The organism is Cupriavidus sp. 21MJTG02-4, assembly GCF_057798975.1.
Map to the genome: position 1 here is coordinate 186621 of NZ_JBYOJP010000010.1, position 21673 is coordinate 208293.

Annotated in this window: 24 protein-coding genes; 13 read left to right on the forward strand and 11 right to left on the reverse strand. The window is 64.0% G+C overall.

Annotation, left to right across the window (positions count from 1 at the left end):
- The first annotated feature begins 52 nt into the window (after positions 1-52).
- The 4 genes from rraA (at position 53) to loiP (ending at position 3781) form a co-directional block, all read left to right on the forward strand.
- Positions 53-550: a ribonuclease E activity regulator RraA gene (gene rraA, locus AC3FKH_RS20690; protein ID WP_488677674.1), complete on the forward strand. Its 498-nt coding sequence runs from the start codon at positions 53-55 to the stop codon at positions 548-550.
- Between the two features lies 1 nt (position 551).
- Positions 552-968 (forward strand): gamma-glutamylcyclotransferase family protein, encoded by a 417-nt coding sequence (locus AC3FKH_RS20695; protein WP_488677676.1) that lies wholly within the window; start codon positions 552-554, stop codon positions 966-968.
- A 429-nt stretch (positions 969-1397) separates the two neighbouring features.
- On the forward strand, positions 1398-2693 hold the full coding sequence (gene aceA, locus AC3FKH_RS20700) for an isocitrate lyase (RefSeq protein WP_488677677.1): 1296 nt from the start codon (positions 1398-1400) through the stop codon (positions 2691-2693).
- Positions 2694-3028: 335 nt separating this feature from the next.
- Positions 3029-3781, forward strand: coding sequence for a metalloprotease LoiP (gene loiP, locus AC3FKH_RS20705; RefSeq protein WP_488677678.1), 753 nt, complete (start codon positions 3029-3031; stop codon positions 3779-3781).
- Between the two features lie 105 nt (positions 3782-3886).
- Here loiP and AC3FKH_RS20710 read toward each other — a convergent pair whose 3' ends face one another.
- The gene (locus tag AC3FKH_RS20710; RefSeq protein ID WP_483708328.1) at positions 3887-4321 is read right to left on the reverse strand and encodes a universal stress protein; all 435 of its coding nucleotides are present in this window, start codon (positions 4319-4321) and stop codon (positions 3887-3889) included.
- 184 nt (positions 4322-4505) lie between these two features.
- On the reverse strand, positions 4506-5456 hold the full coding sequence (locus AC3FKH_RS20715) for a substrate binding domain-containing protein (RefSeq protein ID WP_488677679.1): 951 nt from the start codon (positions 5454-5456) through the stop codon (positions 4506-4508).
- 251 nt (positions 5457-5707) lie between these two features.
- On the opposite strand from AC3FKH_RS20715, the gene AC3FKH_RS20720 reads away from it, so the two are divergent.
- A complete protein-coding gene (locus AC3FKH_RS20720; RefSeq protein WP_488677680.1) occupies positions 5708-6409 on the forward strand; it encodes a haloacid dehalogenase type II in 702 nt (233 codons plus the stop codon).
- A 54-nt stretch (positions 6410-6463) separates the two neighbouring features.
- Positions 6464-8050 (forward strand): malate synthase A, encoded by a 1587-nt coding sequence (gene aceB, locus AC3FKH_RS20725; RefSeq protein WP_488677682.1) that lies wholly within the window; start codon positions 6464-6466, stop codon positions 8048-8050.
- A gap of 78 nt (positions 8051-8128) precedes the next feature.
- On the opposite strand, the gene AC3FKH_RS20730 is transcribed toward aceB, so the two are convergent.
- Positions 8129-8404 carry a hypothetical protein gene (locus AC3FKH_RS20730; protein ID WP_488677684.1) on the reverse strand — a complete coding sequence of 92 codons (276 nt, stop codon included), beginning with the start codon at positions 8402-8404 and terminating at the stop codon, positions 8129-8131.
- 175 nt (positions 8405-8579) lie between these two features.
- On the opposite strand from AC3FKH_RS20730, the gene AC3FKH_RS20735 reads away from it, so the two are divergent.
- Positions 8580-9014, forward strand: coding sequence for a hypothetical protein (locus tag AC3FKH_RS20735; protein WP_488677685.1), 435 nt, complete (start codon positions 8580-8582; stop codon positions 9012-9014).
- Positions 9015-9039: 25 nt separating this feature from the next.
- A complete protein-coding gene (locus AC3FKH_RS20740) occupies positions 9040-9690 on the forward strand; it encodes a DsbA family oxidoreductase (RefSeq protein WP_488677687.1) in 651 nt (216 codons plus the stop codon).
- 105 nt (positions 9691-9795) lie between these two features.
- Here AC3FKH_RS20740 and acpA read toward each other — a convergent pair whose 3' ends face one another.
- Positions 9796-11940, reverse strand: a complete 2145-nt coding sequence (acpA, locus tag AC3FKH_RS20745) for an acid phosphatase (RefSeq protein WP_488677689.1) — start codon at positions 11938-11940, stop codon at positions 9796-9798.
- Positions 11941-12185: 245 nt separating this feature from the next.
- Between acpA and AC3FKH_RS20750 the strand changes: the two genes are divergently transcribed.
- Positions 12186-13559, forward strand: a complete 1374-nt coding sequence (locus AC3FKH_RS20750; RefSeq protein WP_488677690.1) for a cytochrome-c peroxidase — start codon at positions 12186-12188, stop codon at positions 13557-13559.
- Positions 13560-13689: 130 nt separating this feature from the next.
- The gene (locus tag AC3FKH_RS20755; RefSeq protein ID WP_488677691.1) at positions 13690-14136 is read left to right on the forward strand and encodes a PaaI family thioesterase; all 447 of its coding nucleotides are present in this window, start codon (positions 13690-13692) and stop codon (positions 14134-14136) included.
- Positions 14137-14163: 27 nt separating this feature from the next.
- Here the strand turns inward: AC3FKH_RS20755 and AC3FKH_RS20760 are convergent, their stop codons facing one another.
- The 6 genes from AC3FKH_RS20760 to AC3FKH_RS20785 all read right to left on the reverse strand — a co-directional run bounded on the left by AC3FKH_RS20760 (position 14164) and on the right by AC3FKH_RS20785 (position 18415).
- Positions 14164-15030: a lysophospholipid acyltransferase family protein gene (locus AC3FKH_RS20760; RefSeq protein WP_488677740.1), complete on the reverse strand. Its 867-nt coding sequence runs from the start codon at positions 15028-15030 to the stop codon at positions 14164-14166.
- 447 nt (positions 15031-15477) lie between these two features.
- Entirely contained in the window at positions 15478-16293 is an 816-nt protein-coding gene (locus AC3FKH_RS20765; protein WP_488677692.1) for a MetQ/NlpA family ABC transporter substrate-binding protein, read from the reverse strand.
- A 212-nt stretch (positions 16294-16505) separates the two neighbouring features.
- A complete protein-coding gene (locus AC3FKH_RS20770; protein WP_488677693.1) occupies positions 16506-16826 on the reverse strand; it encodes a type II toxin-antitoxin system PemK/MazF family toxin in 321 nt (106 codons plus the stop codon).
- Positions 16820-17068: an AbrB/MazE/SpoVT family DNA-binding domain-containing protein gene (locus AC3FKH_RS20775; protein ID WP_483708319.1), complete on the reverse strand. Its 249-nt coding sequence runs from the start codon at positions 17066-17068 to the stop codon at positions 16820-16822. The genes AC3FKH_RS20770 and AC3FKH_RS20775 overlap by 7 nt, the downstream gene beginning before the upstream one ends.
- Before the next feature lie 186 nt (positions 17069-17254).
- Positions 17255-17662 (reverse strand): VOC family protein, encoded by a 408-nt coding sequence (locus AC3FKH_RS20780; RefSeq protein ID WP_488677694.1) that lies wholly within the window; start codon positions 17660-17662, stop codon positions 17255-17257.
- Between the two features lie 78 nt (positions 17663-17740).
- Positions 17741-18415: an SGNH/GDSL hydrolase family protein gene (locus AC3FKH_RS20785; RefSeq protein ID WP_488677695.1), complete on the reverse strand. Its 675-nt coding sequence runs from the start codon at positions 18413-18415 to the stop codon at positions 17741-17743.
- Positions 18416-18521: 106 nt separating this feature from the next.
- On the opposite strand from AC3FKH_RS20785, the gene AC3FKH_RS20790 reads away from it, so the two are divergent.
- Together AC3FKH_RS20790 and AC3FKH_RS20795 are read left to right on the forward strand one after the other, a co-directional pair.
- Positions 18522-18998, forward strand: coding sequence for an SRPBCC family protein (locus tag AC3FKH_RS20790; RefSeq protein WP_488677696.1), 477 nt, complete (start codon positions 18522-18524; stop codon positions 18996-18998).
- Positions 18995-20476: a DHA2 family efflux MFS transporter permease subunit gene (locus tag AC3FKH_RS20795; protein ID WP_488677697.1), complete on the forward strand. Its 1482-nt coding sequence runs from the start codon at positions 18995-18997 to the stop codon at positions 20474-20476. The genes AC3FKH_RS20790 and AC3FKH_RS20795 overlap by 4 nt, the downstream gene beginning before the upstream one ends.
- 20 nt (positions 20477-20496) lie before the next feature.
- Here the strand turns inward: AC3FKH_RS20795 and AC3FKH_RS20800 are convergent, their stop codons facing one another.
- Positions 20497-20766 (reverse strand): acyl-CoA-binding protein, encoded by a 270-nt coding sequence (locus AC3FKH_RS20800; RefSeq protein WP_483729605.1) that lies wholly within the window; start codon positions 20764-20766, stop codon positions 20497-20499.
- Between the two features lie 121 nt (positions 20767-20887).
- On the opposite strand from AC3FKH_RS20800, the gene tsaB reads away from it, so the two are divergent.
- Positions 20888-21652 (forward strand): tRNA (adenosine(37)-N6)-threonylcarbamoyltransferase complex dimerization subunit type 1 TsaB, encoded by a 765-nt coding sequence (tsaB, locus tag AC3FKH_RS20805; protein WP_488677698.1) that lies wholly within the window; start codon positions 20888-20890, stop codon positions 21650-21652.
- Positions 21653-21673: the final 21 nt, after the last annotated feature.

Consider the following 21673-nt stretch of genomic DNA (forward strand, 5'->3'; position numbering starts at 1 on the left):
CGACTGTCCGACCGTCCGTCGGTACCGATTTTCTTCCTTGCAGGAGTTTTCGATGAAACATGCCACCACCGATCTGTGCGATGCCAACGAACTGCGCCTGGCCGACGGAACGCTGCGCGTCATGGCGCCGGGGTTCCGTGCGCTCGGCAAGCAACTGGCCTTTGCCGGCCAGGCCGCCACGCTGAAGGTCTTTGAAGACAATTCGCTCGTGCGCGAGGCGCTGGAATCGCCAGGGCAGGGCCGCGTGCTGGTGGTCGATGGCGGCGGCTCGATGCGCTGCGCGCTGGTGGGGGGCAACCTCGGGCTGCTGGCCGAGAAGAACGGCTGGGTCGGCATCATCGTCAACGGCTGCGTGCGCGATACGGCCGAGCTGGAGGTCTGCGACATCGGCATTCGTGCGCTGGCCACGCATCCGCAGAAGAGCCAGAAGCGCGGCGCCGGCGAGCGTGACATCGCGGTGCAGATGCCGGGCGCCGTGGTGCGCCCGGGCAACTGGATCTACGCCGATGCGGACGGCGTGCTGGTGTCCGAAGAAAAGCTCGGTGCCTGACATGGCCAGGGTCTTTGTCTATGGCACCCTGCGCGCCGGCGAGGTCAACGACCTGAACGCCGCGGCGCGCCAGCACGGCATTGCCGCGCCCACGCTGCTCGGCACGGCGACGATTGCAGGCCGGCTCTATGACTTCGGTACCTATCCGGGCCTGGTGCTCGATCCCCAGGCCGGCCCGGCGGTCGGTGATCTCTATGAGGTGCCCGACGCGCTCGTGCCGGTGCTCGACGAGATCGAGGAGATCTATCCCGGCCAGTCATCGCTGTTCATCAGCGCACAGCACGCCGTGCTGCACGATGGCCAGCTGGTGACCTGCCTGCTGTATCCCGTGGCCGATGCGGCGGTCTCGGGCCTGCCGCGTATTGAAGGCGGCGACTGGGTGGCTTACCGCAAGTCGCGCGATACCGCTGCGGTCTGATACCCCTTCGTTACTGAATCGAAACGGCGCCCATCTGTGGCGCCTTTTTTTGTAGCGAGCGGTCCGCCGCGCGGCTCTGCCGCCCCCGCGCCCATGTGGAAGTTACTTTTTCTGCCCAAATTTCACAATGTGGAAATATGTTTTGAACGGCAAAATTGCGTAGTTTGCAGAGCACAACGTCATTTCTCATGATGAAAAACCATTTCCCGCATTGCGAAATAAGTTATGTAATTATTTGATTTGGTTGAATAAAAAATCAGTGTGCAAGCTGCATTCAAGGCTGTTGCGTCGCGGGATGCTTCTCTAAACTCTTATATAAGACACAGGTTGCAAGGCGCCAAAAACGCTTCCCTCGGCCAGAAGAACGGAACAGGGGCGGACGTCACCAGTTTTCTTTGCCATTCCCCAATTTGTCGCTAGGAGAGTGATATGAACCGCGAACAACAGATCCAGGCACTGCAGAAGGATTGGGACACCAACCCCCGTTGGAAAGGCATCCGGCGCAATTTCACCGCTGAAGACGTGGTACGCCTGCGCGGTTCCGTCCAGGTCGAGCACACGCTGGCCCGGCGGGGTTCCGAAAAGCTGTGGAACCTGCTGCAGACCGAGCCGTTCGTCAACTCGCTCGGCGCGTTGACCGGCAACCAGGCCATGCAGCAGGTGAAGGCCGGCCTGAAGGCCATCTATCTGTCGGGCTGGCAAGTCGCCGGCGACGCCAACCTGGCCGGTGAAATGTATCCCGACCAGTCGCTGTACCCGGCCAATTCCGTGCCGCAAGTGGTCAAGCGCATCAACAATACGTTCCAGCGCGCCGATCAGATCCAATGGAGCGAAGGCACCGGCGACACCGATTTCTTTGCCCCGATCGTGGCCGACGCCGAGGCCGGTTTCGGCGGCGTGCTGAACGCGTTCGAACTGATGAAGTCGATGATCGAAGCGGGCGCCGCCGGCGTTCACTTCGAAGACCAGCTGGCCTCGGTGAAGAAGTGCGGGCATATGGGCGGCAAGGTGCTGGTCCCGACCCGCGAAGCCGTTGCCAAGCTGACCGCGGCCCGTCTGGCTGCCGATGTTTCCGGCGTGCCGACCCTGGTGATCGCCCGTACCGACGCAGAAGCTGCTGACCTGCTGACCTCGGACGTGGACGAAAACGACAAGCCGTTCTGCACCGGCGAGCGCACCGTGGAAGGCTTCTACCGTGTTCGCAATGGCCTGGAGCAGTCGATTTCGCGCGCTCTGGCCTACGCGGAAGTGGCGGACCTGGTGTGGTGCGAGACCGGTAAGCCGGACCTCGAGTTCGCCAAAAAGTTTGCCGACGCCGTGCACGCCAGGTTCCCGGGCAAGATGCTGGCCTACAACTGCTCGCCGTCGTTCAACTGGAAGAAGAACCTCGACGACGCGACGATCGCCAAGTTCCAGAGGGAACTGGGCGCCATGGGCTACAAGTTCCAGTTCATCACGCTGGCCGGCTTCCACTCGCTGAACTACTCGATGTTCAACCTGGCCTACGGCTACGCCCGCAACCAGATGAGCGCGTTCGTGGAGCTGCAGGAAGCCGAATTCAAGGCGGCCGAGAAGGGTTTCACCGCCGTCAAGCATCAACGCGAAGTCGGCACTGGCTACTTCGATGCCGTGACGCAGACCATCGAAGGCGGCCAGTCGTCGACGACCGCCCTGAAGGGATCGACCGAAGACGAGCAGTTCTTCGAAGACAAGAAAGTGGCCTGACTCTCCTGGCCACCGTTTGCTGAAACATAGATCGGGGGGAACCGAGTAGTCTCTTGGTTCAGCAGACCACAAGAAGCGCGTGCGACCATCACGCGCTTCTTTTTCAGGCGCCGCGCCGTTTCTCTCAGGAGGCGGCGCGGTTTTTTTTTAAAGGGCTGCAGCACAACGGAGCAAGCCAAATGTAATCAATTGTCATAATTGGTGGTTATCGCGCATCAACCCGTCCGCTCTGCCGCAAAAGTGGAATAAAGTCCCGTGGCCTTGAATGACACATTCAATGCACATCCAAGACACATTCCATTTGCACGCCTGACGTGCGTTGATTCCGCGACAACATGAAAGCACCTCTCTACATTGCCCTGGCAGCGGCCGCTGCCGCGACCCTGGCCGGCTGTGCCGGCACCAACCTTGACGGCATGATGGCTGCCGGTTCGAGCGTGGCCAAGGCGGCTACGCTCAGCGACGCCGACGTCAGGAGCCTGTCGGACCAGGCTTGCACCGAATCGGACAAGACCAACAAGATCGCCGCGGCCAACAGCACCTATGGCCGGCGTCTGGCCAAGGTTATGGCCGGGCTGAAGAACTCCGACCTGCCGAACGTCAACGCCAAGGTCTACATGACCAAGGACGTCAACGCCTGGGCCATGGCCAACGGCTGCGTGCGCGTGTATAGCGGCCTGATGGACATGATGACCGACGAGGAGGTGCGCGGCGTGCTGGGCCACGAGCTCGGCCACGTGGCGCTGGGCCACACCAAGAAGGCAATGCAGGTGGCCTACACCGCGACCGCCGCACGCGGCGCGGCGGCAGCAGCCGGCAACGGTGCGGTGGCCGCGCTGTCGTCCTCGCAACTGGGCGAGCTTGGCGAGAAGCTGATCAACGCGCAGTTCTCGCAGTCACAGGAATCGGCGGCCGACGATTACTCGTTCGACCTGCTGACGAAGAACAAGGCCAGCACCAGCGGCCTGGTAACCGCGTTCCAGAAACTGGCCAAGCTCGATGGCGGCAAGTCCAGCATGTTCTCTTCGCACCCGGGTTCGGACGCGCGCGCCCAGCATATCGAGGAGCGCATCAGCAAGGGTTCCTGAGCGCGCTGCGTAAGCCAGCGTAAGCCGGCAGCGTCCAATGAAGAAGGGCCGGGAAATTTCCCCGGCCCGGTCACAGATCAGCGGCCCGCGGCCGACGCTAGGAGATCAGCGATAGACGATCACCGGAATGTCGGTGTGGGTCAGCACCTTCTGGGTTTCGGAGCCCAGCAGCAGGCCGGACAAGCCGCGCCGGCCGTGCGAAGCCATGAAGATCACGTCGCAGCCGTGGCGCTCCGCGGCGTCGATGATGCCCAGATAGGGCACCGCGAACGTCGACATGTCGGAGTCGAAGGTAACGCCCGCAGCCGCGGCGAGACCCTCGACTTCCTTGAGGTACAGCTTGGCCTGGTTTTCGATACGGTCCTTGAAGGCCTGCGGCGCCTCGACCACGATTTCGCTGAACGGGGTGTACGGATACTCCTCGAGGCAGACATAGGCGGTGATGCGCGCGCCAATGGCCTTGGCCAGTTCCAATCCGCCGTTGATTGCCTTCTTGGAGAGTTCGGAACCGTCAGTGGGAAGCAGGATGTGTTGGAACATGCAGGACTCCTTTCATGCGGGGGATGAGGGGAGGGCAGGCCCGGTTACCACCTTTACACGACCTTGGCTTAGACCGGAAAAGCGCCTGTCTGAACTGCATTGTAGTCAGTGTGCCGAGTAGGGCATTGCGCTATATCAATTGCAACAAAGTGCGACAGCGCACGTTCGCCTGCGCGCGCCGGCTTCAGCTGGCCATGGCGGAAATTGCCGGGTGCGCCGGAGCCTGTTCGGTCCGGCGCCAGTAGGCAGGGTTGCCGTAGGTGTTCTTCAGATGGTCAATGAACAGCCGTACCCGCAGTGGCAGGTGCTTGCGCTGCGGAAACACCGCGTGGATGCCGATCGGGGGTGCCTGGAATTCGTCGAGCACCGTCACCAGCCGGCCGCTGGCGATTTCGTTGCCGACTTCCCACCACGAACGCCACGCCAACCCGTGACCTTGCAGGCACCATTCGTGCAATACGGCACCATCGGTGCATTCCATCGTGCCGCCGACCTTGACCGTAACGGCTCGGCCTTCCTGCTGGAAAACCCAGCCGCGCTGGACGTTGGCGCTGGCGCCGAAAGCCAGGCAGTTGTGATGCTGCAGGTCCTCCGGCAATGCTGGCGTGCCCGCGCGCGACAGATAGTCGGGTGATGCCACCACTACGCGGCGGGTGTCCGCCAGGCGGATGGAAACGAGGCTGGAATCGGGCAGGTCCCCCAGGCGGATGGCGCAATCGAAGCCTTCATTGACCAGGTCCACCACGCGGTCGGACAGATCCAGCGTAATCGTCACATCCGGGTGCGATTCGATGAACAGCGGTACCAGCGGCGCCACATGCTTGCGCCCATAGCCCGCCGGCGCCGTGACGCGCAGGTGGCCGCTGGCCTTCACGCCACCCGCGGAAACGCTGGCCTCGGCGTTGTGCAGGTCGTTCAGGATGCGCTGGCAGTCTTCCAGGAAGGCGGACCCCTCGAAGGTCAGGCTGATCTTGCGCGTCGTGCGGATCAGCAGCTTGACGCCCAGCCGTTCTTCCAGCGCGTCGATGCGCCGCCCGATGATGGCCGGCGCCACGCCTTCCGCCGCCGCGGCCGCGGACAGACTGCCGCGCGAGGCCACCGATACAAAAGTCTCCAGTTGTTTGAAATGGTCCACGAATGTTTGTTTGCGATGCCTGCGCGATCACCCGGATGTGCCGAGGGACGGGGATCTTGCGCGAATGAGAGGGAATTGGTGTTTATTGTCGAACAAGTCAGCCAAGATTAGATGTCGAAAAGTAAAAGATCAAGTGACCCGGGCCGACTTTGCCGCACTGCAGCGACTGCCTACAATTCCATGCATTCAATGGTGTACAGCCCCACGCAACCGCCTACGGCCAGACCTGACCCAGGAAACCAGAGCGCCTCATGAACAAGATCCGCGCAGTCGTCTTCGACGCCTACGGCACGCTGTTCGACGTGTATTCCGTCACGGCGCGCGCGGAGCAACTGTTCCCGGGCAAGGGCGAAGCGCTGGCGCTGCTGTGGCGCGAACGGCAGATCGACTACACCCGTGTCCGCACCATGGCGAGCCCCGATGGCAAGTACTACAAGCCATTCTGGGCCCTGACCGTGGATTCGCTGCGCTATGCCGCGGAACGGTTGAAGGTGACGCTGGACGACGCGACCGAGGCGCAGCTGCTCAAGGAGTATGCATGCCTGTCGGCCTTTCCCGAGAACCTGGGCGCGCTGAAACGGCTGCGCCGCGCCGGACTGCCGCTGGGCATCCTGTCCAACGGCAATGCCGAGATGCTCGATATCTCGGTCAAGAGCGCGGGCATGCATGGCCTGTTCGACCATGTACTGTCGGTCGACGCCGTGCGTCAGTACAAGACCGCCCCGCAGGCCTATGCGCTCGGGCCGAAGGCATTCGAGCTGCCAGCCGAAGAGATCCTTTTCGTCTCTTCGAACGGCTGGGATGCCTGTGGCGCCACCTGGTTCGGCTACACCACGTTCTGGATCAATCGTGCCGGCCATCCGGCGGAGCGGCTCGACGTAGCGCCCTCCGGCACCGGGCACGACATGAATGACCTGCTCGATTTTGTCCGCGCCAGGGGCGTGGACGTCTGAACGACAACGAGGGGTCGACTCTCTAACCAGCTATCGACTAACAGGAGAAGACTGATGGCTATCACGTTGCCCGCGGGCATGAAGATTACCGGCGAGATCCTGCCGGCCTACGAAGATATCCTCACGCCGGAAGCCCTGGCGCTGGTTGACAAGCTCCACCGCGCCTTCGAGCCGCGCCGCCAGGAACTGCTGGCCGCCCGCGTCGAGCGCGCCAAGCGCCTGGACGCCGGCGAAGTCCCCGACTTCCTGCCCGAAACCAAGCACATCCGCGAAGGCGACTGGAAGGTCGCACCGATCCCCAAGGCCCTGGAATGCCGCCGCGTGGAAATCACCGGCCCGGTCGAAGCCAAGATGGTCATCAACGCCTTCAACTCGGGCGCTGACAGCTACATGACTGACTTTGAGGATTCCAACACCCCGAACTGGCACAACCAGATGCAGGGGCAGGTGAACCTGAAGGCCGCCGTGCGCCGCACGCTGACCCTGGAATCGAAGGGCAAGCAGTACAAGCTGAACGACAAGATCGCCACGCTGCAGGTGCGTCCGCGCGGCTGGCACCTCGACGAAAAGCACGTCACCATCGACGGCAAGCGCGTCTCGGGCGGCATCTTCGACTTCGCGCTGTTCCTGACGCACAACGCCAAGGAGCAGATCGCCCGTGGCGACGGCCCGTTCTTCTACCTGCCGAAGATGGAAAGCCATCTGGAAGCACGCCTGTGGAACGACATCTTTGTGATGGCGCAGAACGAAATCGGCCTGCCGCAAGGCACCATCAAGGCCACCGTGCTGATCGAGACCATCCTCGCCGCGTTCGAAATGGATGAAATCCTGTACGAACTGCGCGAGCACAGCGCCGGCCTGAACGCCGGCCGCTGGGACTACATCTTCTCGTGCATCAAGAAGTTCAAGAACGACAAGAACTTCTGCCTGGCCGACCGCGCCAAGGTCACCATGACCGCGCCGTTCATGCGTGCCTACGCGCTGCTGCTGCTGAAGACCTGCCACTATCGCGGCGCGCCCGCCATGGGCGGCATGAGCGCCCTGATCCCGATCAAGAATGATCCGGAGAAGAACGCCATCGCCATGCAGGGCATCATCAGCGACAAGCGGCGCGATGCCACCGACGGCTACGACGGCGGCTGGGTGGCCCACCCGGGCCTGGTCGAGCCCGCCATGAAGGAATTCGTGGCCGTGCTGGGCGACAAGCCCAACCAGTTCGAGAAGCAGCGCCCGGACGTGCACGTGAAGGGTTCGGACCTGCTGGACTTCCAGCCGGAAACCCCGATCACCGAAGCCGGCCTGCGCATGAACATCAACGTCGGCATCCATTACCTGGGCGCCTGGCTGGCTGGCAACGGCTGCGTGCCGATCCACAACCTGATGGAAGATGCGGCCACCGCCGAAATCTCGCGTTCGCAGGTGTGGCAGTGGATCCGCTCGCCCAAGGGTAAGCTGGAAGACGGCACCAAGGTCACGGCCGAGCTGGTGCGCAAGCTGATCCCGGAAGAGCTGGCCAAGGTGAAGGCTGAAGTTGGCGGCAAGACCCCGACCTATGACCGCGCTGCCGAGATCTTCGAGCAGATGTCGACGTCGGAAGATTTCGCCGAGTTCCTGACGCTGCCGCTGTACGAAGAAGTCTGAGCCAGCCAAGGCTTGATGAAATGAAAAACCCGCGGTGTTTGCCGCGGGTTTTTTGTTCCTGGAAACGCGTGCAGCGCTTCACACGGTCGTCTTCGAAGCCGGCACGATCGTTTTCAGCATTGCCTTTCGGTAGGTGCGTTCCACGGCCAGCGTGCGGCACAGCAAGCCCAACACCTTCATCGAATGATGCATGGGGTGGCCTTTCGATTTCAGCGCCCGCAAATGATGCAGGCGCACGCGGATTTCTTTCCGCAAGGTTGCAATGCGCTGATCCAGCGGCAATATGTCCCGCTCCATGAGCAGAAGCTGCCGAAGCTCCTGCAACTCCTGCCGGCTATAGCGCATGCCTTTCATTTCGCCCCTCCTGCTCGGTCGTGGCAGGAGTTCCGCATCTTTTGTTCCCGACCCCATCGCGCGGACGGCGGCGTGGGCTGACATTGTTATGGCGCGGACCGAAAATACCGCGCGAAAGCCATATTAAAGTGGCGCGGCTTGCCGACTGTCGGTAATGAAGCGGTCACGAACCGCTATGCCTTCCGGCGCAGGGCTTGCGCTGGTCCATCGCGTTTCGCCTTTGTACCTGCCAGCAATAGAAATAAGTACACTGCAGTGCAATTTCTACATTGCGCGCATGCCGCAGCGCACGAAGGCTTTCCCGCAAAAGGCGAAGCAGGCGATACGCGAAGTGCGTATCCTGGCCTTCCTGTCGCGCGGCGCGTATCAGTTGTATGTGTGCGCGAAGTCTCAGGCGCGTCTGCTGAATCACGCTGTCAAGTTCCGTGATGCGGTCTCGGGCGATTTCCGTCTGGGCGACCATGGCAGGATCCTCGAGTGGAATGTCTCAAAGCAGTGCGGCTTCGGCGGGCATGACGCAATTCTCTTGCCTGACGGCATCTTCGACTCGGCCGACCCGGCTTCTGCAAGTCCCGGCAATTCGCGTTACCCTGATCGGCTACCGTTATAGATCGGCAATTTGCGACACAGACACCATGACCCAACCGCTTCGCATCGACTTCGTTTCCGATATCTCGTGCCCATGGTGCGCCATCGGCCTGTCCTCCCTGCGCCTGGCGCTGTCGCGCCTTGGCGATGCAGTGGACGCCGAGATCGCCGTGCATCCGTTCGAACTGAATCCGGACATGGCGCCCGGTGGCGAAGCCATTGTCGAATACCTGGGGAAGAAGTACGGGCGCACGCCGGAACAGATTGCGCAAACGCAGGACATGATCCGCGAGCGCGGTACGTCGGTCGGCTTCACGTTCGGGCCGCGCACACGGGTCTACAACACCTTCGATGCGCATCGCCTGCTGCATTGGGCGGGGCTCGAAGGCCGCCAGTTGCCGCTCAAGCTGGCGCTGCTCGAGGCCTATCATGGCCAGGGCAGGGATCCGAGCAACCATGACGTGCTGGTCGAGATCGCGGAATCGGTGGGGCTGGACGCCACGCGCGCGCGCCAGGTGCTGCAGGGCGGCGACTATGCCGACGACGTGCGCGAGGCGGAGCGCGAGAACCAGTCCATGGGCCTGACTTCGGTGCCGGCGATCATCTTCAATCGACGCTATCTGGTGAGCGGCGGACAACCGGTCGAGGCCTTCGAGCAGGCGATCCGCGACATTCTTGCCGAGGCGTCGACGGCTTGACCAGCGTGTCCTGATCCTGCTGCACTGCATCTCCCTGATGCAACGAGGGGGCGGCCCCTTGCGCAGCCGCCCCCTTGCCATTGGGACAGGACTACCGGACTGCGATTACTGCGCCGGGAACGTCAGCGCATTGGTCAGGTCGCCCATGGCCGGCTTGCCGTTGGCGATCAGCGCATCGTCGCGCAACTTCAGGCCCGGCAGCGTTGGCAGTGCAAAGCGGTGCGTGATGAAGCGCAGGACCGATGCCGTGTCGTACTGCGTGTGGTCGACAAAGCCGCGCCTGGCGAACGGCGAGATCACGATGGCCGGAATCCGGGTACCCGGGCCCCAGCGGTCGGCCTTCGGCACCGCCGCGTGATCGTAGAAGCCGCCGTTTTCGTCGTACGTCACCACGATCAGCATGTTGTTCCACTGCGGGCTCTTTTGCAGTTGGGCGATCACACTGGCGATATGCGCGTCGCCGTCGGCCACGCTGGCATATCCGGGGTGCTGGTTCAGGTTGCCCTGCGGCTTGTAGAACGTCACGGGCGGCAGCTTGCCGGCGGCGGCGTCTTGCAGGAACGAGGCGTCGAAGTCCTTCAGGTGCGCCGCGCGCTCGGCAGCGCCGGTGGCGGTGGCCGGGTCGAAGCGCCTGAAGTAGTTGAAGGCCTGGTGATGCGGCTGGAACTGGGTCGTGCCGGCGTAGATCACGCTGCGCGTCGCGTTCGGGGCATCGGCGGTGGCAGCGTTCCAGGCGCCGGCGTACCAGGCCCAGTCCACGCCCTTGGCCGTCAGCAGGTCGCCGATGTTGGTTTGCGACTGCGTCGGCATGGTCGAGGCCCTGGTCGGATCCGCATAGGCGGCGTTGCCGCTGGCCACGGCGTTGCCTGACGGCTGGTACGGCGGCTGCATCGTGTTGACGGCGTAGTAGACGCCCGTGCCGTCATTGGCGGTCAGCGTGCTGTCGTTCAGGTACTGGGCCGTGCCGGTCAGGATGCTGGCCGGGCTGGTCGGTTTCAGCGTCAGGTTCTTGAAGTTGCCGTTGGCATCCACATCGATCTTCGAAATCGAGCCCGAAGCGACCGAGGTCTCGGCGTTCGGATAGATCGGCGCGCAGGCGCACACCAGGTACTGGTGGTTCAGGAACGAACCGCCGAACGCGCCCATGAAGAAATTGTCGGCCAGCGTGTACTGCTGGGCGAGCTTCCACATGGCCATATTGCTGCCGTCGTAGTAGCCCATGACGAGGCCGCCGGCATCGGAGAACGCGGTGAACTTGTCGTTCTTGCCGCCGTTGATCTGCATCTGGTTGTTGTAGAAGCGGTGCACCAGGTCGCGCGTGGTCACGTTCTGGCCGACCACGGTGCCCGTGCCGTTGACGCCAGCGGGGTCATCGATGCGGAACGGCTTGTTGGCCCAGCCCACGGTGCTGGCTTGTGGCAGGGTGACGCTCTGCCCCGAGGCGGTGAAGCCGCCCCAGGTCGGCGGCAGCGATGCCAACGTGGTGCCGTCGAAGTCTTTCTGCAGTTCCACGGTGCCCTGGGCACTGGAGTTCACGCCCGGAATGCCGTTGGCGCCGGGGAACAAGCCGTAGAGATTGTCGAAGCCGCGGTTTTCGGCGTAGATCACCACCACGGTCTTGATGTTGTTCAGTGCCAGGCGCTTGGCTACGCCGTCACGAATCGCCATACCAATGTCACCGCCCGATGCCACCGCGGTGCCGATCAGGTCAATGGCCTGTTCGATCTCGGCCTGCAGCGCCGCCTTGACGTTGCTGTCGGTTTCCTTGTTGTGGTCTTCCAGCAGCTTGTCCGCGGACACGCCCAGGCGTGCGGCCAGCTTGGTGCGCGCATCGTCGAGGTCGCCGCCGTTGGCATCCATGAGCGCGGCCAGTTCGGTGGAAATGGCGCTGATCACGCCGTTGGCGCGGGCCGGCGCGCGGAATACGAGTTTGCGCATCACTGCAGCGTGGTTGCCGGCGTCGTCGTTACGGAACGCGTCGGTGCCAATTTCGGCCACGACCGGGCCCTGGCCGTTCAGCGTGAATGCGCCCTTGGCGTCGGTGTAGACCGATGCCTCGCCGCTGTCGCACTGGGCGTTGCTGTTGGCGTCGATGCAGACCTTGGCGTGCTCAAAGTAGCTGCCCGTGACAACGCCCGACGTGGTCGGGGCGGCAGTGGTGGCGGTGCTGCCGGAATCGCTGCCGCCGCAGGCGGCCAGCGATGCGGCGGCGATAGCGGCCAGCGGCCACAGTCGTGTGAGACGGCTCATGGTGTTTCCTCTTTCTTATGTGGGAGTACCGATGTATTTCCAAGAACCGTGAAGGTTCTTTGCTGGGGAGCGGCGCGAGTTTGAGCGGCCTATGTGTCAGGTTGATGTTGTGGGTGCTGCCCTGCAAAGCGATCACGGGACATGGCTGTGGCGCATGGCGCTTCGATGCATCGACATGCCGATGTCACAAAAGCGGCATAGCCTTCAGCGCCATTCCTTCGTCATCGCGCCGTCATCGTTTAGTCATGTCCCTGCCGCCGTTGCTTTTCCATGCCGCGTTTCCGTCGTGGCTTGCCTGGGTTCGCATCGCCGCCGGATTGCTGATTGCGCTGCTGGCGAGCGTGACCACGGGTTGCGGCAAGCAGGACAGCCACGCGGCGACGTCTGCGGTGACACCACCGGTTGCGGCATCGGTTGCGACATCCGGGGCCGTCGCGGCCAGCGCGCCGAAAGCCGCGGCGCCAAAGCCGTTCTACGCGATGATGGCCGAGCGCCATCCGGATATCCGGGTGCTGGCGGCGCTGGGCAAGGCGTTGTTCTTCGATCCGTCGCTGTCGGCCTCGGGCAGGCAGTCCTGTGCAAGCTGCCACAGCCCCGACCATGCCTACGGGCCGCCGAACGACCTGTCGGTGCAGCCTGGCGGCGCCAGCCTGACGCGCACGGGCGTACGCGCGGCACCGTCGCTGCGCTACGTGCAGAACGTGCCGCGCTACACCGATCACTATCACGAGAACGACGGTAACGATGCCGAAGACCAGGGCCCCACCGGCGGGCACAACTGGGATGGCCGCGCGAACTCCGCGCACGAGCAGGCGCGCATCCCGCTGCTGTCCGGGCATGAGATGGCCAACGGCGAGCCGATTGTCGTGGTCAGGAAGATTCGCAACGGGCCCTATGCCGAGACCTTCCGCAAGGTGCTCGGCCAGGACGTGCTTGATGATGACGACACCGCTTTCGACGCCGTGCTGATGGCGCTGGAGGTGTTCCAGGAAACGCCGTCCGAGTTCTACCCGTACACCAGCAAATACGATGCAGTGCTGCGCGGCCAGGCGAAGCTGAGCCCGCAGGAAGCACGGGGCCTGCGCGTCTTCAATGATCCCAACAAAGGCAACTGCGCGGCCTGCCATCCGGGCGACATACGCGAAGGCGCGTTCCCGGCGTTCTCGGATTTCGGGTTTATTGCTGTCGGCGTGCCGCGCAATCGCAAGCTGGCGAGCAACGCCGATCCTCGCTTCTTCGACATGGGGCTGTGCGGCCCGGACCGGTCTGACCTCAAGGACCGAGGGGACTACTGCGGCCGGTTCCGTACGCCCTCATTGCGTAATGCCGCCCTGCGCAAGGCGTTCTTCCACAACGGGATCTTCCACACGCTGGACGAGGTGCTGCACTTCTATGCCGAGCGCGACGTGAAGCCCCAGAAGTGGTATCCGCGCGGCAAGGACGGCAAGGTGCGGAAGTTCGACGATCTTCCCGCGCAGTATCATGACAACGTCAATGTGGAGGCGCCGTTTGGTGGCAAGCCGGGCGACAAGCCCTTAATGACAGAGGCCGAGATGCGCGACGTGATCGCCTTCCTGAAGACGCTGACGGACGGGTATCAGCCTTCGTCAACGCGTTGACTGCGGCGGCAGTCGCCGGGTGTCCGCGCCGGCATTCACGCCGACAAAAGGGACCGTTCGCGAAATCGAGCTTTACGCGACGGGGCAAAACGCCTGAAGGTACGGCTTTGTTATTGCGCCCTTTTTTGAAATGAACGATCAAGCCCCCCAGACAGCCAGCGCCGCCGATGTTGCCATCCGTGAAGAGTGCGGCGGTTTCTGCCTTGACAACCCCGCCCTGGAAAGCGCGGGTGTCAGGATCACCCAGTGGCGCCGCGATTACGTGGAACTGGAGCTGGACGTTGCGTCCCATATGCTCAACCGCAGCCGTGTGATCCACGGCGGCACCCTGTGCACGTTGCTCGATGCCGCGACCGGCTATTCCGGCCTTTACTCGCCCGCGGGCGAGGCACCGCTGCATGCCGTGACGCTTTCGCTGACCTCGAACTTCCTGAGCAACGGGACCGGCAAGCTGCTGACCGCGAAAGGGATGGTCGACCGGCGCGGGCGCTCGATTTTCTTTTCCCGCGCGGAAGTCTGGCTGGATGAGGAATTGCTGGTCGCAACGGGCGTTGCGACGATGAAGTACCTGAAGTAGGGGCGGTGCTTGCCGGGCTGGCGGCCGTTACGTCGAACTGACGGTGCTCGCGCCATCCGCCTCGGGCGCTACAGCGCCCGACGGAACCTTGTAGCGGTTGTATCCCCACAGATACTGCTCGGGGAAGCGCCGGACCATGTCCTCCACCTCGGCATTGATCCACGCTGCCTGCGCTTCAGTGGACTGCGGCATGGGTCCGGTCAGGCGTTTGACGTGCATCTTCCAGCCACGCCCACCGGGCAGGCGCTCGCCAGCCGCAATGATGAGCGGTGCGCCGGTTTGCGAGGCCAGCTTGCACGGCAACGTGATCGTATAGGCCTTGCGGCCAAAGAACGGTGCCCAGACGCCATCGCCCTTGGGCGCCTGATCAGGCAATAAGCCTACGGCCTCGCCTTGCCGCAAGGCGCGCACGAAAGCGCGCACGCCTTGCGCGGTAGCGGGGAACGCCTTCAGTTTCGAAGCGCCGCGCACGGTATCGAGCAGGTCCCGGAACAGCGCCTTGCGGTGGGGCCGGAACATGATGGTCAGGGGGATCCGTTCCGCGGCGTAGCGTGCCGCCAACTCGAAGCATCCCAGGTGCGGCGTCAGCATGACGAGTCCGCGGCCTTCCGCCAGGGTGTTCTCGATCACGTCCCAATCTTCGCAAATCACCTTGTCGAGGCAGTCGTCGAGGCGAAACCAGACATGGGCCAGCTCGGTCATCATGGCGCCGGTCTCACCCGCGGCCTTGCGTGCGAAAGACGGCGCGGCGAAGCCCGCCTGGATGGCGTTCTGCTGCAGGTGCCTGCGGTATCCGCCGGGCAGGGCATAGACGAGCCGCCCCAGCATGCGCCCGGCCGCATGCGCAACTGGCAACGGCAGGGCGGCAACAAGCCGGACCACCGCGGAGAGCATGCTACTTGTAAAAGGCAGACGTTGAGGCATGGTCACGATTGAAGGGTGAAAGATGGCGCGATTCCGACGGCCCTTGGTAGTCGGCACAGCCGCGACGGAATGGCGGGAATGGCGGGACTGGCGGGCCAGTTCGTTCCACGGCGCTTGCCGGCGGATTCACAACTACCGGATCAAATCAGGGGGCGTGGGGGGCGATCGCTTGGGCGTGCCGGCTCACGCGGGGTCTCCACGATGCACCGTGTGTGACGGGCAGGGGGCCTGTCAGGTGTCTGCGTGGAATCATTGGCGCGGCGCGGCATGCGGAGTTCTAGCGTTGAAGGACGCTCACTTTAGCATGCATCGATTGGCGGGCCGCCGGTTTCCCCGCCAAAGCGGGGTCGGTATGGGTGCCAGCCCCGATTGCAGGGCTGGCCGATGCGGGACTGGTCCCGCATCCCGGTCCATCGATCAGAACGACGGCACCATCGCGCCCTTGAACTGGGTCTTCATGAATTGCTTCACTTCCTCAGACTGGTAAGCCGCCACCAGCTTCTTTACCCACGGCTTGTCCTTGTCCTGGGTGCGGACCACGATGATGTTGGCGTACGGGCTGTGGATGTCTTCGAGGCCAATCGCGTCCTTGGTCGGCTGCAGGCCGGCCGCGAGCGCGTAGTTGGTATTGATGACCGCGGCGCCGACGTCCGGCAGGGCGCGGGCCAGCTGCGCGGCGTCGAGTTCGACGATCTTCAGCTTCTTGGGATTCTCTGCCACGTCCAGCGGGGTCGCGTTGGTGCCGTTGGTGCCCGCGCCGGCCTTGAGCTTGATCACGCCCTGGGACTGCAGCAGCAGCAGCGCGCGGTTCTCGTTCGACGGGTCGTTGGGCACGGCCACCTTGGCGCCCTGCGGCAGGTCCTTCGGCGACTTCAGGTTCTTCGAATAGATGCCCAACGGCGAGATATAGGTGTAGCCCACGCTCACCATCTTGTAGCCGCGCTGCTTGATCTGGCTGTCCAGGTAGGGTTGATGCTGGAAGCTGTTGGCGTCCAGGTCGCCGGCGTCCAGCGCGGCGTTCGGCTGGACGTAGTCGTTGAATTCCACAACTTTCACGTTCAGGCCGTTCTTCCTGGCCACTTTCTGCACGACTTGCCAGACTTCGGAGTCCGGACCGCTGACGGTACCCACGCGGATGGTCTGTTCCTGGGCCGACACGCTGCCCGCCGCGGCGATGAGGCCAAAGGCGGACACCGCAACCGCCAGACGCTTGTAAAGGGAGATGCTGCGCATAGGAGAGTTTGGATGTTATTGGAAGCTTGTGGCTTGAAAGGCGCTTCACCCCGGCTGGATATGTCCGGGCGGGCGCGGTCCAAGATTAACGCAATTGCGTCCAAACGGGGCCGCGCAGGGAATTTTGGCGTCTATTTCTTTTTCATATGCTTATGAAGCTGGCGAGGGCAACAAAGCTGGCATTTAATGCCTGGGCGCGACGCCGGGCCGCGCTAGTCTGCGAAGATCTCGCGTAGTGTCTTCAGCGCTGCAAGCAGGGCGTCGTCGACAACCGTACCGGCCTTTGTGACAAGCCTGCCTTGATCGACGGTGCGGACCTGGTCAAGCAACATGAGCCCAGCTTTTCCCTGGAACGTGACCGGGGTCCTGAAGGGCGCCGGGCGGCTGCCCGTCGTCATGGGCGCCACAATGACCGTGCGCAGATGGTCATGGAGTTCAGGCGGCGAAATCACGACGCAAGGACGCGTCTTGCGGATTTCGCTGCCAACAGTCGGGTCGAGTGCAACCAGCCAGACGTCCCCACGACTTACCATTGCAGGTCCTCATCGTCAGCGTTGGGAAAGTCGCCAAGGACCAGGGCGTCGTCCCCGGCTGCGGCGATGGCCTTGCTGGCTTCCACCCAGCCATGGCGCGGCTTGTTCTTCGGGCGCCGGATGACGAGCGCATCGTTTTCAATTTCCATGTCAACCTCATCTTCCAGACCAAGTTGGGCGAGGATCGGTTTCGGAATCAGCACGCCTTGCGAGTTACCCATCTTGCGAATCACTGCCTTCATTGCGCCCCCTCGTTTGCTTGCCAGTCAGAATCAGTGCGGCAGCACAATGTTATAACAGACGCCCTGCGTCGTGTTACCTTGCGAACCTTGTCGCGCGGTTGCATCACTGTGCCAGGGCGGTCCCGGCGGAACCAGCAGAATCCTCTGAATAGGCCCCATCCTTTCTGCGGGTCTTTTCCTCCATGGCTAGTGCCGAATCAACCCATAACCCTCGCCCCGCCACTCGATAAAACAAAGCCCATGCCCAAACGGATCCGACAGCGTGGCTTGCCGGCCCCAGTCGAACTCCTGCGGCCAGTCCTCGAGTTCCGCGCCTGCCTCCAGCGCGCGCTCGATGGCGCTTTCGAGGTTGTCGACGACAAAATCGAGATGCACTGGCGTCCAGTGCCGGCGGTAGTCGCGCCGGGTGTTGGCGCGCGTGGTCGGGCGAGAGCCGGGCGGCTTGGCAAGCAAATAGATGGGGGTGGCGCCGCCCGTCATCTCGGCCACGGTATCGTCGAACAGCTTGCGGCTCAGGCGCAGGCCCAGTCCTTCCTGATAGAAGCCGATGCCGCGCGGCAGGTCATCGACATCGATATTGATCAGCAACTCCATCACGGTCTCCTGACAGCTTCGGGGAAATGCCCGCGCATTGTGCGCCGGCGCTCCTGACAACTCCTGTCAGGAGGGTTGTCACCGGGCGAGGCGTTCGCGTACCACGGGCTGCAGTGCGTCGCCGAGCGCCAGGTGCGCCTCGGCATCGAGATGGACACCGTCGACGGCGCTGCTCTCGATCACCGTGCCGGCATCGAACAGCGGGCATCCGAGCGCGTCGCATACCTCCCGCACCGCGTCCGGCAAGCCAGTCCACTTGTGCTCGCCGCCGGCGAACTTGGGCGCGAGCGGGCCGCGTGGCGTGCGGATCGGTGGCGGTACCACGACCAGCACCGGCGGCACCGGCATCCCGGGCTCGATCGGCGCCGTGCGAATGGCGTTGACCAGCGCGCCGATGCCCTGCGCGGCGTGCCAGGCGTTGTGCGGGTGCATCGACTGGAAATCATTGTTGCCGAGCATCAGGATCACGAGCGCGAGCGGGGAATCGATCTCGATGCGCTGCGCCAGACCTTGCAGGCCGTTGCGTCCCGGCTTGAACGGGTCGTCCCAGACCGTGCGGCGGCCGTTCAGGCAGTCTTCGATGATGCGGACCGGGGCGCCCCCGTCGGCGTTCAGCGCGAGTTCCAGTCGCCCAGGCCAGCGTACGGGGAACGGCAGGCGCCGGCGCGTGCCGGGCACAATGCCCCATGAGAGGGAATCGGCATACACCAGGACTTGCAGGGGATCGACTTCAGGACACGTGGCGAGGGACATGCGGCGGCTCCGGACGGGCGTGGCGCAGATGCTGCGCTGCGCAGTGAAATGGTGCTGACGAACAGTCAAGACACTTCATAATATCGATTACATCAAAATACGGAGAATGAAGTTGCGTTTCGAGCACTTGGTAGAGATCAATGATCCAGGCAATCCTCAACTGGATCCGCTTACGCCTGACCAGCTCTGGCAAGGGCTGGTCCTGCGCGCCGAGTCGCCCGAACTGTTCGTCCTGGGCCTCGACCGTGCTGAAGTCGTTGGCCGTGGCGACGGCTGGATCGACCGGGTGCTGCATTTCGGCGCGGCGACCATCGATGACCGCGTGGTATTCGAACCGCGCCGCCAGGTCCGCTACGAGACCGCCGCGACGGCCGACCATGCCGGCGGCACCTTGACGATGGTGATCGAAACGCCAGCGCCGGGCGCATTGCTGCTGCGCTTCATCTACGACACCACCATGCCGGCGGTGGATGCCAGCGGCGACGACCGCTACGCCGAGATCGTCAAGTCCGCCTACCACGAAGCCGACCTCGACACCGTCCGCAAGATTCGCGAGATCGCCGCTACGGGGCGCCTGGGGTGAGCCGGATCCCGCACGCGCCGGAGGCATCCGGCGGCGGGTCGGGCGGGCCGACCCGGGCGGCGCTGCGCACGCGCTATGGCGATCGGCTGCGCTGGCTGGTGCTGGTGACGCTGATGCTGGGGACGATGTCGTCCATTGTCTCGTCCACCATCATCAACGTTGCCATTCCTGACTTGAGCCGCCATTTCGTGCTCGGCCAGGAACGCGCCCAATGGGTGGCGGCCAGCTTCATGATTGCGATGACGCTGGCAATGCTGCTCACGCCATGGCTGCTCAATCGCTACGGCCTGCGGCGCACGTTCCTGGGCGCGCTCGCGCTGCTGGGCGTGGGTGGCGCGGTGGGCGGGCTGTCGCCGACCTACGGCGTGATGATTGCCATGCGCGTGGCAGAGGGCGTCGCGGCGGGCATCATGCAGCCGCTGCCCAGCATCCTGGTGCTGCGCGTATTCGACGAGCGCGAGCAGGGCAGGGCCATGAGCCTGTTCGGCTTCGGCGTGGTGCTGGCGCCGGCGCTGGGCCCGAGCCTGGGCGGTTTCCTGGTGGAAGCCTTTGGCTGGCGTTCGATCTTCTTTGTCGTGGTGCCACTGACCCTGCTCGGCGCAGCCATGGCGCGGCGCTTCATGGCCGTCGATTCGATCATGATGGGCGAGCGCAAGCCGCTGGACTGGCGCGGCCTGGCGCTGGCCGGGGTCGCGACGGTCTGCCTGCTGAACGGGCTGGTCGAACTGCGCGAAAGCGTGGCCGCCGGCATGATGCTGGCGGGGCTGGGCGTGGTGCTGGTGGTGGCGTTCGTCATGTGGCAGCTGCGCGCGGCCGATCCGCTCATGGACATGCGGCTGTACAGCTACCGGCAATTCTCGGCTGGCGCGGTGGTGGCCTTTATCTATGGCGCGGGCCTGTTCGGCTCGACCTACCTGCTGCCCGTGTACATGCAGATGGCGCTGAACTACACGCCGTCGCGCGCGGGCCTGGTGCTGCTGCCGGCCGGCGTCGCGCTGGCGCTGACGATTGCGCTGGCGGGGCGCCTGACGCAACGGGTCTCGCCGCATTACCAGGTGTCGTTCGGGCTGGCGTTGCTGTCGCTGTCGTTCCTTCTGATGGCGACGGGCTCGCCATCCACGCCGTACCTGCTGCTGGTGGCGCTGGCAGTGCTCGGACGCATTGGCCTCGGTTGCATCCTGCCGTCGCTGACGCTCGGGTCGATGCGTGGCGTGGATTTCTCCCTGATCGCACAGGGATCGAGTTGCATCAATTTCGTGCGCCAGCTTGGCGGGGCGATTGGTGTCAGCCTGGCGGGCGTCGGCCTGCAATGGCGGCTGAACCAGCACGGCGCGGTGCTGGGGCAGGGCGGCGATGTGCTGGCGCAGGCGGCGCGCATCCGCGCCTTCGATGAAACCTTCCTGGCCGTGGGCGTGGTGATCGCCACGGCCATCCTGGCGTCCTGGCGCATCCGGCCGAAGCCGGTGCCGCTCAACTGAGGCGGGGACGCCGGCGAACCTCAGCTCGCGGCGCCGCTGCGCAGTTCTTCCACCAGGGCGATGTAGCTTTCCATCGCGGCGTCGCGGCTGGTGCCCTTGAGGGCTTCCCACGCTTCGAACTTGTAGCGGCCGACGAAATCGGTCATGCCCGGCTTGTCGCCGTGGGCGTCGCCTTCGCTGCCTTGCTTGAACAGCGCGTACAGGCGCAGCAGCGTCATGTTGCTGGGCCGCTCGCTCAGTTGCTTGACGTCGGTCTGGGCCTGTTCGAAGCGGGCTTGCAGGTCACTCATGGGGTCTCCTGGGGAGGTCGGGGAAAAGAATGGCCCGATGATAGTCCCCAATCCGGCACGCAGGCCTGCCAAAAAACCGAGGAAGGACTCGGTTTGGGGCGCCACCGGCTACAATCGCGCCATGTCCTGGATTCTTGCTGTCGAAACTTCCACCGAGTGGTGTTCTGTTGCACTGGGCCGTGCCACGGCCGATGGCGCGGTCGAGTCATGGTCTCGCCATGACCATACCGGCGCGCGGTCTTCTGCACGCGTGCTGCCCGCGGCCGGTGAGCTGCTGGCCGAAGCCGGCATTGCGCTGGCCGACTGCGCGGCCATTGCCTTTGGTGCTGGGCCGGGCTCGTTCACTGGCCTGCGTACCGCCTGCGGCGTGGCCCAGGGGCTGGCCTTCGGCGCGGGGCTGCCGGTCATTCCGGTCAATACGCTGATGGCCTGCGCGGAAAGCGCCCGCGGCGCCACGCCCGCGCTGCCGCCCGAGGTGTCCGTGCTGGTTGCGCTGGACGCGCGCATGGACGAAGCCTATTCCGCCGCCTTCCGTTGGGACGACGTCGCGCACGAATGGGCGACAGAGACGCGAATGCAGGTCGGTCCCCCGGAAACCGTGGCCCTGCCCGCTGGCGAATTCTGGGTGGCCGGCAACGCCGCCACGGTCTTTGGCGAACGGTTGGCCGGCCTGGCGCATGCCACGCGTGTGCTGCCCGAGGCCATGCCCCACGCGCAGCCGCTGCTAGCCATCGCGCTGCGGGCCCTGGCGCGCGGCGAGGCGATCGATGCCGCGCTGGCCATGCCGATCTACCTGCGCGACAAGGTCGCCCAGACCATCGAAGAGCGCGAAGCGGCTGCTGCTGCCAAGGCCGCCGCGCTGGCGGCCGTGGGGAGCCAGTCGTGAGCGTGACCTACCGCGCGGATA

Excerpts from the sequence above, each read along its gene's own strand:
- rraA (WP_488677674.1), top strand. The coding sequence starts at position 53 with ATGAAACATGCCACCACCGATCTGTGCGATGCCAACGAACTGCGCCTG.
- AC3FKH_RS20695 (WP_488677676.1), top strand. The coding sequence starts at position 552 with ATGGCCAGGGTCTTTGTCTATGGCACCCTGCGCGCCGGCGAGGTCAAC.
- aceA (WP_488677677.1), top strand. The coding sequence starts at position 1,398 with ATGAACCGCGAACAACAGATCCAGGCACTGCAGAAGGATTGGGACACC.
- loiP (WP_488677678.1), top strand. The coding sequence starts at position 3,029 with ATGAAAGCACCTCTCTACATTGCCCTGGCAGCGGCCGCTGCCGCGACC.
- AC3FKH_RS20710 (WP_483708328.1), bottom strand. The coding sequence starts at position 4,321 with ATGTTCCAACACATCCTGCTTCCCACTGACGGTTCCGAACTCTCCAAG.
- AC3FKH_RS20720 (WP_488677680.1), top strand. The coding sequence starts at position 5,708 with ATGAACAAGATCCGCGCAGTCGTCTTCGACGCCTACGGCACGCTGTTC.
- aceB (WP_488677682.1), top strand. The coding sequence starts at position 6,464 with ATGGCTATCACGTTGCCCGCGGGCATGAAGATTACCGGCGAGATCCTG.
- AC3FKH_RS20730 (WP_488677684.1), bottom strand. The coding sequence starts at position 8,404 with ATGAAAGGCATGCGCTATAGCCGGCAGGAGTTGCAGGAGCTTCGGCAG.
- AC3FKH_RS20735 (WP_488677685.1), top strand. The coding sequence starts at position 8,580 with ATGCCTTCCGGCGCAGGGCTTGCGCTGGTCCATCGCGTTTCGCCTTTG.
- AC3FKH_RS20740 (WP_488677687.1), top strand. The coding sequence starts at position 9,040 with ATGACCCAACCGCTTCGCATCGACTTCGTTTCCGATATCTCGTGCCCA.
- acpA (WP_488677689.1), bottom strand. The coding sequence starts at position 11,940 with ATGAGCCGTCTCACACGACTGTGGCCGCTGGCCGCTATCGCCGCCGCA.
- AC3FKH_RS20750 (WP_488677690.1), top strand. The coding sequence starts at position 12,186 with ATGTCCCTGCCGCCGTTGCTTTTCCATGCCGCGTTTCCGTCGTGGCTT.
- AC3FKH_RS20755 (WP_488677691.1), top strand. The coding sequence starts at position 13,690 with ATGAACGATCAAGCCCCCCAGACAGCCAGCGCCGCCGATGTTGCCATC.
- AC3FKH_RS20760 (WP_488677740.1), bottom strand. The coding sequence starts at position 15,030 with ATGCTCTCCGCGGTGGTCCGGCTTGTTGCCGCCCTGCCGTTGCCAGTT.
- AC3FKH_RS20765 (WP_488677692.1), bottom strand. The coding sequence starts at position 16,293 with ATGCGCAGCATCTCCCTTTACAAGCGTCTGGCGGTTGCGGTGTCCGCC.
- AC3FKH_RS20770 (WP_488677693.1), bottom strand. The coding sequence starts at position 16,826 with ATGGTAAGTCGTGGGGACGTCTGGCTGGTTGCACTCGACCCGACTGTT.
- AC3FKH_RS20775 (WP_483708319.1), bottom strand. The coding sequence starts at position 17,068 with ATGAAGGCAGTGATTCGCAAGATGGGTAACTCGCAAGGCGTGCTGATT.
- AC3FKH_RS20780 (WP_488677694.1), bottom strand. The coding sequence starts at position 17,662 with ATGGAGTTGCTGATCAATATCGATGTCGATGACCTGCCGCGCGGCATC.
- AC3FKH_RS20785 (WP_488677695.1), bottom strand. The coding sequence starts at position 18,415 with ATGTCCCTCGCCACGTGTCCTGAAGTCGATCCCCTGCAAGTCCTGGTG.
- AC3FKH_RS20790 (WP_488677696.1), top strand. The coding sequence starts at position 18,522 with ATGAAGTTGCGTTTCGAGCACTTGGTAGAGATCAATGATCCAGGCAAT.
- AC3FKH_RS20800 (WP_483729605.1), bottom strand. The coding sequence starts at position 20,766 with ATGAGTGACCTGCAAGCCCGCTTCGAACAGGCCCAGACCGACGTCAAG.
- tsaB (WP_488677698.1), top strand. The coding sequence starts at position 20,888 with ATGTCCTGGATTCTTGCTGTCGAAACTTCCACCGAGTGGTGTTCTGTT.